This window comes from Cyclobacteriaceae bacterium (assembly GCA_013141055.1).
Taxonomy (GTDB): Bacteria; Bacteroidota; Bacteroidia; order Cytophagales; family Cyclobacteriaceae; genus ELB16-189.
This window is the reverse complement of the sequence record JABFRS010000001.1, coordinates 2,630,001-2,642,330: the sequence shown is the minus strand read 5'-3', so window position 1 is coordinate 2,642,330 and position 12,330 is coordinate 2,630,001. Positions and strand designations below refer to the sequence as shown.

At 41.9% G+C, this 12,330-nt stretch carries 8 protein-coding genes and 2 rRNA genes (1 of these 10 cut by a window edge); 8 read left to right on the top strand and 2 right to left on the bottom strand.

From position 1 onward, the window contains the following. Positions 1-58 precede the first annotated feature (58 nt). From HOP08_11900 to HOP08_11865, 8 genes are all read left to right on the top strand, one after another. Entirely contained in the window at positions 59-1,462 is a 1,404-nt protein-coding gene (locus HOP08_11900) for a dicarboxylate/amino acid:cation symporter (protein NOT75621.1), read from the top strand. Positions 1,463-1,524: 62 nt separating this feature from the next. After that, the gene (locus HOP08_11895) at positions 1,525-2,103 is read left to right on the top strand and encodes a NifU family protein (GenBank protein NOT75620.1); all 579 of its coding nucleotides are present in this window, start codon (positions 1,525-1,527) and stop codon (positions 2,101-2,103) included. A gap of 91 nt (positions 2,104-2,194) precedes the next feature. Next, positions 2,195-3,115: a sphingomyelin phosphodiesterase gene (locus HOP08_11890; protein NOT75619.1), complete on the top strand. Its 921-nt coding sequence runs from the start codon at positions 2,195-2,197 to the stop codon at positions 3,113-3,115. 74 nt (positions 3,116-3,189) lie between these two features. Next, complete coding sequence (locus HOP08_11885) at positions 3,190-3,837, top strand: MBL fold metallo-hydrolase (GenBank protein NOT75618.1); 648 nt, start codon at positions 3,190-3,192, stop codon at positions 3,835-3,837. Beyond that, on the top strand, positions 3,837-4,529 hold the full coding sequence (gene pssA / locus HOP08_11880; protein ID NOT75617.1) for a CDP-diacylglycerol--serine O-phosphatidyltransferase: 693 nt from the start codon (positions 3,837-3,839) through the stop codon (positions 4,527-4,529). The genes HOP08_11885 and pssA overlap by 1 nt, the downstream gene beginning before the upstream one ends. A 4-nt stretch (positions 4,530-4,533) precedes the next feature. After that, positions 4,534-7,908, top strand: a complete 3,375-nt coding sequence (gene porU / locus HOP08_11875; protein NOT75616.1) for a type IX secretion system sortase PorU — start codon at positions 4,534-4,536, stop codon at positions 7,906-7,908. 17 nt (positions 7,909-7,925) lie between these two features. Continuing rightward, complete coding sequence (gene porV, locus HOP08_11870; GenBank protein NOT75615.1) at positions 7,926-9,104, top strand: type IX secretion system outer membrane channel protein PorV; 1,179 nt, start codon at positions 7,926-7,928, stop codon at positions 9,102-9,104. Then, positions 9,104-10,360 carry an insulinase family protein gene (locus tag HOP08_11865; GenBank protein ID NOT75614.1) on the top strand — a complete coding sequence of 419 codons (1,257 nt, stop codon included), beginning with the start codon at positions 9,104-9,106 and terminating at the stop codon, positions 10,358-10,360. Before porV ends, HOP08_11865 begins: the two co-directional genes overlap by 1 nt. An 80-nt stretch (positions 10,361-10,440) precedes the next feature. Here the strand turns inward: HOP08_11865 and rrf are convergent. Beyond that, positions 10,441-10,552 (bottom strand): 5S ribosomal RNA (gene rrf, locus HOP08_11860). Positions 10,553-10,757: 205 nt separating this feature from the next. Continuing rightward, positions 10,758-12,330 (bottom strand): 23S ribosomal RNA (locus HOP08_11855); it runs 1,322 nt beyond the window's last position.

Sequence of the window (12,330 nt, the reverse complement as noted above, 5' to 3'; positions counted from 1 at the left end):
ATATTTCTGCTCCTTTTTTCAGTTATATTGCATGTTACGCCACGATTACTAATTCATTATGGAAGTAGCTACCACCCCATCGAAAAAAAGCAATCTTACTTTATACATTATCATCGCATTAATCCTGGGGATTGGCCTTGGTTTTACATTGAACAAGAGCTATCTCTATGAAGAAAATCAGGCGCTGGCAAAAGCTGACAGTACCATTGCTATCGTTAAAGATAGAATTCTTCACTCCTCCGATAGCATGACCCTTGTGGCTCTTCAGAGTCAGAAGAAATCGTTGAATGAGACACGAAATGAAACGCTGGCCAGGCGTGATGCAAAGACAGATCCATTCTCACTATTAGCTGATATTTTTTTACGATTGATCAAAATGATCGTTGCTCCCCTGGTATTCACCACTCTTGTGGTTGGGGTCGCAAAACTTGGAGATATCAAAGCAGTTGGAAGAATTGGTGGTAAAACACTTTTATGGTTTATCAGTGCTTCGTTAATGAGTCTATTGCTTGGAATGGTGCTGGTTAATTTCCTGGAACCTGGCATTGCCATGCAACTTCCTGTTCCTGATGTGAATGAAAGCAGCGGCATTGCCAAATCTGCTCTTTCCTTAAAAGAATTTCTATATCACGTGTTTCCAAGCAGTGTGATTGACGCAATGGCAAAAAATGAAATCCTTCAAATCGTAATCTTTTCCCTTTTCTTTGGTGTTGCCACAGCCGCAATTGGTGAACAGGGTAAAATTGTGATCAAGGCGATGGATGCCGTTGCACATGTTATTCTGAAAGTAACGGGATATGTTATGTACTTCGCTCCGGTTGCAGTCTTTGGAGCTATGACCGCAATCATTGCCAAGCAGGGACTTGGTATTTTGAAAACCTATTCAATTTTTATCGGAGAGTTTTATTTTGGATTAGCCATACTCTGGTTGTTATTGATTCTGGCAGGGTATCTCGTCATAGGCAAACGAATTGTTAATATGGTTAAACGTATTAAAGAACCTATCCTTCTAGCTTTCAGCACCAGCAGCAGTGAAGCTGCATTTCCAAAAACTATGGAAGAGCTTCAGAAATTCGGTTGTAAGGATAAAATCGTAAGCTTTGTACTTCCCCTTGGATATTCATTCAATCTCGATGGCAGCATGATGTATATGACCTTTGCGTCATTGTTCATTGCGCAGTCATACGGCATGCATCTTCCCCTTGGCACACAATTAAGTATGCTGTTGGTTCTTATGCTCACGAGTAAAGGAATCGCCGGCGTTCCAAGGGCATCTCTGGTGGTTATTGCTGGCACACTTGCAACGTTTAACATTCCCGAAGCAGGGCTTGCTTTGTTGCTGGGTATTGATCCACTTTTGGATATGGGCCGCAGTGCCACCAATGTTGTTGGAAACAGCGTTGCGACAGTAGTGGTGAGTAAGTGGGAAAATTCTCTAGAGAATCCCGGAACTTCCGCTTAAAAAGCAGTTCCAAAAGGAACCTTAAATCACTAAATTTGTTCGTTGTGTAAATCCAATTGAACATGTTAAAAGCCGCTCCAAAAGCCATCTCTGTATATCTCGAGTCAAATCCGAACCCAAATTCATTAAAATTTGTGATCAGCGAAATGCTGGTTCCGGAAGGAATGAGTTTTGACTTTCCCAATCAGGGTAGTGCTGCGCATGCTCCTTTAGCTCAGGAACTTTTCATGTATCCTTTTGTAGATCGCGTTTTCTACATGAGCAATTTTATCACTGTCACCAAGAAAGATGATGTCGAGTGGATTGAAATTCAATCTACAATCAGAGATCACATTCAGAAATTTCTTGAATCAGGAAAATTGATCCTTGATGAGAAAACTCCTGAAGCAGCTCCTCAGGAAGAGGAAACCGAAACCATCAAGAAAATCAAAACCATCCTTGATGATTACATACGCCCGGCTGTTGAACAGGATGGAGGCGCTATTACGTATCATTCATTTCAGGAAGGCATTGTAAAAGTAACATTACAGGGATCCTGCAGCGGATGCCCTTCTTCAACAATTACATTGAAAGCAGGAATTGAAAACCTATTCAAGAGAATGATGCCTGATGAAGTTCAGGGCGTCGAAGCACTTGGATAATCAATCCGCTCGTCCGTTCTGGTAATCAAATCTTAATCTTACTGACACGCTAGCATAATAGTTGTTGCCGTCTTTTGTACAGCAAACTGAAATGAAAGCGTTACTACTTGCCTTATCAAGTATTTTTTTTGCGCCAGTTGCCTTTTCACAACAAGAGAAGTCTCCTACAGGCGCTGAAAAAATCAAGATACTCTCCTGGAACATTTATATGCTTCCAGGATTCCTCTCGCCGGGTAAAGTCCCGCGTGCAGAGGCCATTGGAAAACTCCTCTCATCGCGCGACTATGATGTAATCGTTTTCCAGGAAGCGTTTCATAAAAAATCCAGAAAAACAATAAGCCGGCACCTTCAGTCGGCTTTTCCATTTCAGATGGGGCCAGCGAATCAAAAATTCTTTTCATTAAAGACGAACAGCGGAATCTGGATATTTAGTCGATACCCTATTTCGGAAACTCATTCTATAATTTTCAAAACAAGATATGGAACCGATGCTCTTTCGAGAAAAGGGGCTCTATTGATTGAATTAAAAGTAAACAATCATCCCATACAAATTATTGGAACTCATCTTCAAAATGCCGGCGATGATTGGCGAAGACAAAGTCAGTGCATGGAAATCTTTAACCTGCTGGAAGAACATAAACGACCTGGCGTACCGCAAATCGTCTGTGGAGATTTTAATGTGACCCGTTATGGGACTGATAAAGATTATGAAATGATGCTGGAAACACTCAATGCTGATGATGGTGAAATTACCGGTGAAAAACTATTCAGCTACGATCAAATGAGTAATGACTTATTATCCTCTTCAGGAACTCAGCAGGATATCATAGATTACATTCTTGTAAGATCCAATCAAACAAACGTTGTGTGTAGCGACCGGAAAATTAAAGTGCACCAACAAAGGTGGAATTCAAATCATCAGGACTTATCTGATCACTACTCCGTCGAAACAGAAATTTCCTACCAGCCACATTCTGAAGTTTACACCGTTTCAATTCCTGGACTGAAATAATTCCAGGATTTCAAAATCACTGAAGCTCTGTTGCTACATCATTTGCACCTGAAAAAGTGGTAATTTTGTGGCTTATGATTCAGATTCAATCATTTACATTCAATCCGTTTGAGGAAAATATGTATATCCTCTTTGATGAAACAAAGGAGGCGGTCATCATTGATCCTGGTTGCTATGAACCTGAAGAGCAAACTGAATTGAAGAAATTCATTTCAAAAGAAAATTTAACGGTAAAATTTCTGCTCAACACCCATTGCCACATTGACCATGTTCTGGGGAATAGCTTTGTAAAGCAGTATCATAAAGTTCCTTTTCTTATTCACCCCACAGAGTTGAAAGTACTAAGAGCCGTGATCAGCTATGCTTCTAATTATGGTTTCCCGCGCTACAGCGAAATTTTACCCGATGGTGATCTGATAGAAGGTGAATTTATAAAATTTGGCAATAGTTCATTAAGTATAATTTTTCTGCCGGGTCATTCACCCGGACATGTCGGATTTTATTCAAAGGATCAGAATTTTTTAATCGGGGGTGATGTATTATTCTATCATTCCATCGGACGCACAGATCTTCCGGGGGGAAATTTTGAAACTCTTATTAAAAGCATACATCAAAAACTTTTTGTTCTTCCCGAAAACGTGGTTGTACATCCTGGACATGGATCTCCTACAACCATTGGTGAAGAAAAGGTTCATAATCCATTTTGCGCACTTACTGTCTAATGAAAATATTACGCCATCTGCCCAACGCCCTTACTTGCTGCAATCTGCTTTGCGGATGCATCGGTATCATTTTCACGATTCAGTACACATCTGAATACCCCACGCTTTCCGCCGCATGGTTTGTTTGGGCAGCTTGTATTTTTGATTTTTTTGACGGCTTTGCAGCAAGACTTTTAAAAGTTAGTTCTGCTATTGGAAAGGAACTGGATTCGCTGGCGGATATGGTAAGTTTTGGTGTGCTGCCATCGATCCTGATGTTTAGAATGATTGATACCATTTCCTCCAATGAAATCTTACCCTTTGTTGCTTTCTCACTTGCCATCTTCTCAGCATTACGCCTGGCGAAATTCAATATTGATGAAAATCAAAAGGACTCATTCATAGGATTGCCAACTCCAGCCAATGCCCTTTTTATAACCTCACTGGTCGCCCTGGAAAGCCCGTGGGACATTTTCATCTCAAATGACCTGCTATTGGTGGGCATTACTCTCATTTTTTCTTTCCTTTTGGTGGCGCCCTTCGAGTTGTTCGCACTTAAATTCAAGAATTTTAGCTGGTCAGACAACAAACTCCGGTTTACATTTCTCGCCTTTTCGGTATTACTACTGGGGCTTTGGCAGGTTGCAGCCCTTCCATTTATCATACTATTATATGTCATCGTGTCGTTATTGACCCGCTGGATAAGAATCTGAAAAATTGAAGCGATTTCTCATAATACTCTTCCTCTTAGGCGCTATAGATGCACTTGGACAGCCTTCGGTATTATCCACCGGAAACTGGTACAAGCTCTCTGTCGAAGAAGATGGCATTTACAAAATTGACTACGATCTTCTCAAAAAATCAGGCATCAACCCTGATCTCATCAATCCAAATAATATCCAGATCTATGGTGGTGTTAATGGCATGCTTCCACAGCCTATCAGTACCCCCAGAATAAATGATCTTAAGGAACTTGCGATTCATCTGGCAGGTGCTTCTGATAATAAATTTAATAGAGAAGATTATATTCTGTTTTATGGTCAGGGACCTGACGCATATCAATTGCAGGCAGGTAAGGGTATCTTTCAATACCAGAATAATTTGTATTCAGATAAAAATTTCTACTTCATTACAATCGGCGAAACTGCTGGCAAACGAATTGCTGAAGTTCCATCATTGGCAGGAGTCTTTCCAATAGTCGATGAGTATGATCACTTCGGATACTATGAACTGGAAAAAGTCAATGAACTACACTCAGGAAGAGATTGGTTTGGAGAGATTTTCGATTCCAAAACAGAAAATACGATCCGGTTTGAAATCCCAGGGATTCTTGACGGCACATCAATAAAGTTGGTGTCAAATGTAATGGGTCAATCTTTTGCAGAGTCTTCCTTTCAACTATTCTTCAATGATGTTCTGATTGGTGAACAAAGAATGGATCCTATTGTCAATTCCCAATATGCGATAAAGGGAATAGAAAGAACCGATACACTTACCTTCTCAGCCACCATTGTTGGTGCTCCCTCAAAGACCAATCAGGACATAAAGCTGAAATTCAACAAGGCAGCTTCCGGAAGATCTGTTGGATATCTTGACTATCTATTGGTTCAATCTAAAAGGAGATTAGCATTATATGGAGATCAAACCATATTTCACTCGCTTAAAAGTCTTACTCAACCCAGTACTACATTCTCGATCACTTCCATGCCCACCGATGGATTTGTGTGGGATATTACAGACTCTTTTGAGGGGAAAATCCAACAAATAAACATTCAGACAGGTGTCGGAAGATTTTCTGCATCATCTACAGTTATTAAAAAATATATAGTCTCTTCAAACAAAAATTATCCTACACCCAAAACAGAAGGAGAAGTTACAAATCAAAATCTTCACGGGCTTCCTCCTTTGGATTTGCTGATCGTTACAGCTCCTGAGTTTTTGGCAGAAGCCCAACGACTGGCTTCTCTTCGTCAATCCAACAACTCTTTGAGAGTGAGCATCGCGACGACCACAGAGATCTATAATGAATTTTCAGGTGGTAAGCAGGATGTTACAGCCATTCGCGATGCCGCACAATATCTCTACTTCAATGGAAATGGAATCAAGAGTCTATTGCTCTTTGGGCGAGGTTCCTATGATTATAAAAATTACTTCACCTACAATAAGAATTTTGTCCCTATTTATGAATCGCGGAATTCTTTAAGTCCATTAGAGACTTATTCTTCTGATGATTACTTCGGTTTTTTGGAGAATAACGAGGGAAACTGGGGTGAAAATCCTCCTGAAAATCACACGCTTGACATTGGTGTGGGAAGATTGCCTGTAAAAAGTATTGAAGAAGCGGCCACAATCGTGGATAAACTTATCCAATACGAAAATAAAAATTGGGGAGAATGGAGAAAGGAAATTCTGTTCGTGGCGGATGACGGGGATTTTAATATTCATCAGGGTCAGGCTGATCAACTGGCGGAAGACCTGGAGTTTGATCATCCCGAATTCAATACAAAGAAGATTTACATAGATGCTTTTAAGCAAATCAAAAGCAACACAAGTGGCCAGGCTTCGCCTCAGGCAGTTAGTGAGCTTAATAATAATGTTCGGAAAGGTGTAACGATTGTAAACTACACAGGTCATGGGGGTGAGCAGCAATGGATGCAGGAGAGAATTTTTGATCAGATCACTTTAGATAAATGGACTACCGCTCCGCATTATCCGCTATTAATAACTGCCACTTGTGAATTTGGCAGGAATGACGACCCAGGGCTGATCTCCACTGCCGAACTCTCTTTGTTTAGAAAAAAGGCGGGTGCCATTGGAATGCTTACAACTGCACGGCCCGTAAATTCCAGCACCAACTTTACTTTGAATAATGCTTTCTATCAATCACTCTTTATAAAAGACCAAAATCAATTCAGGAATATCGGGGCCATTCTGCGAGACACCAAAAACACAAGCTTGAGTGGAGTCGCCAATCGGAATTTCTCTCTACTTGGTGATCCATCCATGAAAATAGCTTTGCCCTCAGCTGAAGTAAAAATATCAGAGGTAAAGAACCTTACCTCTGGATCAGATACTCTCAAAGCATTGTCGAAAGTAAGAGTAAAGGGATCCATATTTATCAACGGAGTTCAGGATGCCGGTTACAATGGTATTTTAAACGCAACCTTCTTTGATAAGCCAACGAATGAAGAAACCAAAGGAGATGAAAATTTGCCTTTTACATTTAAAAGTCGTGAAAACGCAGCCTTTCGTGGAGCCGCTACTATCCGCAATGGACTCTTCGAATTCGAATTTATAACTCCTTCTTCAGTTGATCCTGCTGTTGCTGTTGGAAAACTTGGTGTGTATGCTTTTTCCAATTCCAATGCATCAGATGTTACAGGTGTTGTTTCAAATGTAAAAATAGGAGGCCTGGAGAAAAATCCTGGTTCTGATACTAAAGGTCCTTCAATAGAATTATTTGTTGGTGATTCAACTTTTGTTGATGGGGGCATTGCTGGGACTAATAGCAGAATTGTTGCAATCCTATCCGATGAGAATGGCATTAACACTTCTACTTTCATTGCTGAGAAAGCGATCATTGCCACGCTCGACGACTCATTATCTTTTGTCATCAGTAAATACTATCAATCCGATATTGATAATTACAAGCACGGTAAAGTGATCTTTCCTATTGATGATTTGAAACCAGGCGAACATCATCTTTCTTTAAAAGCATCAGATACATATGGCAATACTTCCACAACATCTATTACATTTTCTGTTTCCGATGAGAGTGGAATTCGGATTGAGCAACTTTTGAACTATCCCAATCCTGTCTTTGAGTCCACCACCTTCCATTTTAAACATAATAGGTCTGGTGAAGATATTGAGGCGGGCATTACGATTTTTGACAGGCTGGGACAGACTGTGCTGAGCAGCACTTACCAAATCACCAATAGCTCGTATCAAGTAGACCTCCCGGTTTGGGAGGCTACCAACTCCAGCGGGATAAAATTAGGAGCAGGCCTATACTTGCTTAAGCTTTCACTTCGTTCTCTGCTGGACGGTTCTAAAAATGAGAAAATAACGAAGGTTATAATTGCCAATTGATTATCTTTACCCCTTAGATGTTGATTATGAATAAGTTAGCACTGGCCTTAATCTCCCTACTTTGTGCTGGGGAACTCTTCGCACAAACTATTGCTGGTTCCGGGACCAATTTAATTAACCAGGACAGCACTAATAAGGTCATCACAACTGCTGTTCCATTCCTTACAATCACCCCAGATGCACGTGCTGCAGGTATGGGAGATGCTGGTGTTGCCACATCCGCAGACGGTAACTCAGCTTTCTGGAATGCGGCAAAACTTGCCTTTGTTGAAAAAGGTTATGGAGTATCACTATCTTATACTCCATGGCTTGGGAAGGTTATAAATGACATGTATGTTTTTCAACTTTCGGGATTCTATAAAATAAACAGGCAACAGACTGTAGCGGCATCCATGAAGTATTTTGACATGGGTGAAGTTCAGTTTAATCATGGACCAACTTCCTTTGATCAGGATGGTCGTTATAATCCGCGCGAATTTGCTTTTGATGTTACATATTCAAGATTGCTTACAGAACACATGAGTATTGGCGGTACTCTTCGCTACATTCATTCGAATCTTACTGGATATTTATCGTCTCCTAATTCTGATGCTGCTCCTGCCAATTCAGTAGCTGTTGATTTCGGTTTCTATTACACCAAACCAATGGTTTGGAAAAATTCCAATCTTTCTCTTGGGGCCACCATCACGAATCTTGGTGGTAAGATTAGTTATGCCAGTCAGGATTCTAAAGACTTTCTTCCAACAAATCTGCGGATTGGAAGTGCTTATAAAATAGAGTTGGATCTGCTTAGCAGTTTAACCTTTGCTCTGGATTTTAATAAGTTGATGGTGCCAAGTCCTTCACCTGGCAGCAAATCTCAATCCATGCTCAGCGGGGTTTTAGGATCATTTACAGATGCAAAGGGGGGATTTGCAGAGGAGATTCGGGAAATAACAACATCACTTGGAGTGGAATATTGGTATAATAATACTGTTGCCGGAAGACTTGGCTATTTCTATGAAGCCCAGGAAAAGGGTAATCGGAAATACCTGACTGCTGGTGTCGGTTTCCGTTATGACAAATTTGGAATGGATGTAGCTTATTTGGTTCCTACCAATGGACGTGAGAATGCTCTGGCAGAAACCATTCGCTTTTCCCTTTCAATGTTATTCGACAAAAAAGTTAAAAAAGAAGACGAATCCGTTCCTGATTAATGACTCTTCTGGACAGGACACAGGCTCCTCCATTTCGCCTCTCTTCGGATTACTCCCTGGCTCGGCCAGAAATTTTCAAACTCAACAGCGAAGTTGATCTTTACGCATTCCGTGAATTAAATCAGGAAGTGGTCAAACTTGAATTAATTTTTGAAGCTGGGAAATGGTATGAACCAAAATTGGGAGTCAGTCACTTTACCTCTCAAATGCTATCAAAAGGAACGGATAAACGATCCTCGTTTCAAATAGCAGAAGCGATTGACATGTTGGGCGGACATCTTGAAATTAATCAAAGTTATGATCTTGTTACTGTGTCAGTTTTTTCTCTCCGGAAAAACATTCTTGCAACATTAGATATTGTGGTGGACCTGTTGAACAATCCTTCTTTTGATGAAGAGGAATTGCGATTGATGAAGGAGATCTTTTTACAGGGGCTTCGTGTGAATAATGAGAAGACCAGCGTTGTTGCATCTAAAGATATCAGAAGAGAAATTTTTGGAAAGGATCACCCTTATGGCAGCTCTGCTGAAGAGGCTGATGTAAAGAAAATTGAACGAAAGGATCTGAAGATTTTCTTTCAGGATCGCTATTCCCTTCATTCTGGTTTCTTGATTGGGAAACTGAATGATGATGAAATAAAGGCCTTAACTAGCTCAATTTCGACATTATTGAGTAAAAAGGTGCGAAGCAAATTTCAGCGTCTACAAGGTTCTTCACAGCCATCTGTGAAACCTGTCAGCGTACAGGCATCTATAAGATTAGGTAAGAAGTGTTTGTCAAAAAGTGAAAGCAAAGAATACTTTGATGCTGTGATGTTCAATCATATTCTTGGTGGTTTTTTTGGATCCAGGTTAATGAAGAATATTCGCGAAGAGAAAGGACTTACCTATGGAATTTATTCATCTCTGAATCATTTTCTTCGTGATAGTTTCTGGGTTATCGGTGCAGAGGTTAATAAGGAAAATGCAGCCCGTGCGATTGAGGAGATCAAGCACGAAATAATAACATTGCAACAAAATCTGGTGTCAGAACAGGAACTTGAGATTGCCAAGAATTACTTTATTGGCAGTTGGCAATCTGAGAATTCAACACTTTTTTCTGTTGCTGATAAAGTGAAGAGTTCACAGCTTACAGGTGTTTCCGAAAATTATTACAGAAGTTTGATGGAGCACATTCAAAAAATTACCCCTGCACAGGTTCAGTCCGCTGCTTCACATTTTGATACAGTTGGAATGATTGAAGTTCAGGTCGGGTAGTTTGCATCCATAGATATTCGATTTAAAAATATGGTCATAAAAAAAGCCCATCATATTTCTATGAAGGGCTTTATTATAAAGTCAGGCAACGACTTACTCTCCCGGATATTACTCCAGTACCATCAGCGCGGGTGGTCTTAACGACTCTGTTCGGAATGGGAAGAGGTGGTCCCCACCGCAATAGTCACCTTAATATTTGTTCTGTCCGGGTCTTTAGTAAGGCCGGGGGCAGAATATTTTTAAAGAGGTCTCACTTCGTTTAGTTGAGCGTCTCTGGATCTTGCTTTTGGCAGATCCAATATCGTTGACATTCTTGATGAAAGAGTAAAATAGAGCAAGCACATAGGAGACTTGCGCGGGTCCACTGTGATCTGTTCGATCAGGGAGTGGACCCTTTCTTCTGAAGCGTTCGGGTAATTAGTACTGCTCGGCTTTGCCATCTCTGACTTTACACCTGCAGCCTATCAACGTCATAGTCTCTGACGTCCCTTAATGGAAGTCTCATCTCGAGGTGGGGTTCGCGCTTAGATGCTTTCAGCGCTTATCCCTTCCCAACGTGGCTACCCGGCAATGCAGCTGACACCACAACCGGTACACCAGAGGTTGGTCCAATTCGGTCCTCTCGTACTAAAATCAGAGCCTCTCAAACTTCCTACGCCCATCACAGATAGGGACCGAACTGTCTCACGACGTTCTGAACCCAGCTCGCGTGCCACTTTAATGGGCGAACAGCCCAACCCTTGGGACCTTCTCCAGCCCCAGGATGTGACGAGCCGACATCGAGGTGCCAAACCTCCCCGTCGATATGAGCTCTTGGGGGAGATCAGCCTGTTATCCCCGGCGTACCTTTTATCCTTTGAGCGATGGCCCTTCCATGCAGAACCACCGGATCACTATATCCAACTTTCGTCCCTGCTCGACCCGTCGGTCTCACAGTCAAGCACCCTTATGCTATTGCACTCCACGCACGATTACCAACCGTGCTGAGGGTACCTTTGAAAGCCTCCGATACACTTTCGGAGGCGACCACCCCAGTCAAACTACCCACCACACAATGTCCCATGATAAATCATGGTTAGGCATCAAGAGAATATAGGGCGGTATTTCACCGTTGACTCCCCTAGAGCTAGCGCCCCAGGATCATTGCCTCCCGCCTATCCTACACAACATTCTCCCAATACCAATGTGAAGCTATAGTAAAGGTGCACGGGGTCTTTCCGTCCCGTGACGGGTACACGGCATCTTCACCGTGACTACAATTTCACCGAGCTCATGGCTGAGACAGCGCCCAGATCGTTACACCATTCGTGCAGGTCGGAACTTACCCGACAAGGAATTTCGCTACCTTAGGACCGTTATAGTTACGGCCGCCGTTTACTGGGGCTTCAGTTCAGAGCGTTGCTCTTGCGAGCTAACTCCCCCCCTTAACCTTCCAGCACCGGGCAGGTGTCAGGCCATATACATAATCTTTCGATTTCGCATAGCCATGTGTTTTTGTTAAACAGTCGCCTGGGCCATTTCTCTGCGACCTCTCTCTATTGCTAGAAAGTAGGCATCCCTTTTCCCGAAGTTACAGGATTAATTTGCCGAGTTCCTTAGCCATGATTCACTCGAGCACCTCAGGATTCTCTCCTTGACTACCTGTGTCGGTTTGCGGTACGGGTACCATAAAAATATGCTTAGCGGATTTTCTTGGAAGTCTGCTTACGTTCTCTATCTCGTTGGCCGAAGCCTCTGAGTACTGTTGGGTTTCAGCATCAAATACGGATTTGCCTGTATAAGATATACCTACGCCTTTTAACGATCTATTTCGTCAGATCGCGGAACTTTCACTCCTCCGTCTTCACTTCGCTCTTTACGGTAGTACTGGAATATTAACCAGTTGTCCATCAACTACTCCTTTCGGATTCATCTTAGGTCCCGACTTACCCGCGGATGATTAACATTGCCGCGGAACCCTTAGTCTATCG

Excerpts from the sequence above, each read along its gene's own strand:
- HOP08_11865 (NOT75614.1), top strand. The coding sequence starts at position 9,104 with ATGACTCTTCTGGACAGGACACAGGCTCCTCCATTTCGCCTCTCTTCG.
- pssA (NOT75617.1), top strand. The coding sequence starts at position 3,837 with ATGAAAATATTACGCCATCTGCCCAACGCCCTTACTTGCTGCAATCTG.
- HOP08_11890 (NOT75619.1), top strand. The coding sequence starts at position 2,195 with ATGAAAGCGTTACTACTTGCCTTATCAAGTATTTTTTTTGCGCCAGTT.
- HOP08_11900 (NOT75621.1), top strand. The coding sequence starts at position 59 with ATGGAAGTAGCTACCACCCCATCGAAAAAAAGCAATCTTACTTTATAC.
- porV (NOT75615.1), top strand. The coding sequence starts at position 7,926 with ATGTTGATTATGAATAAGTTAGCACTGGCCTTAATCTCCCTACTTTGT.
- HOP08_11885 (NOT75618.1), top strand. The coding sequence starts at position 3,190 with ATGATTCAGATTCAATCATTTACATTCAATCCGTTTGAGGAAAATATG.
- HOP08_11895 (NOT75620.1), top strand. The coding sequence starts at position 1,525 with ATGTTAAAAGCCGCTCCAAAAGCCATCTCTGTATATCTCGAGTCAAAT.